The sequence below is a fragment of the Xenorhabdus santafensis genome, from assembly GCF_033949405.1.
GTDB lineage: Bacteria > Pseudomonadota > Gammaproteobacteria > Enterobacterales > Enterobacteriaceae > Xenorhabdus > Xenorhabdus santafensis.
On record NZ_VCDN01000370.1, the window covers coordinates 1 to 293 of the forward strand.

1 protein-coding gene is annotated in these 293 nt (G+C 32.4%); it reads left to right on the forward strand.

What is annotated here, in order from left to right; translation table 11 throughout:
- Positions 1–217 (forward strand): ABC transporter permease (locus tag FE392_RS22790; RefSeq protein WP_319931958.1); only part of this gene is annotated, 217 nt, incomplete at its 5' end.
- Between the last annotated feature and the right edge of the window lie 76 nt (positions 218–293).

Sequence of the window (293 nt, forward strand, 5' to 3'; positions counted from 1 at the left end):
AACTGAAGAAGATATTTTTGAAATTAAAAAAATTCCAGAAATCGCACATGTGGTAACAACAAATTCCAGCATGGAACCACTTGATATTGAAGATAAAAAAGAAATGGTGAGTATTACTGGATTAGACAGCGAGTACTTTGCAGTAAATAAAGTAAAGTTGTTAAAGGGACGTTCTTTACAAGAATCAGATGTGGTCAAGGTAATAACGTTGTCATGATTAGTAAACAAATGGAAGAAAAGGTGTTTATAGATACCAATCCAGTCGGTAAAATCATTGAAATAAAAGGTCAACC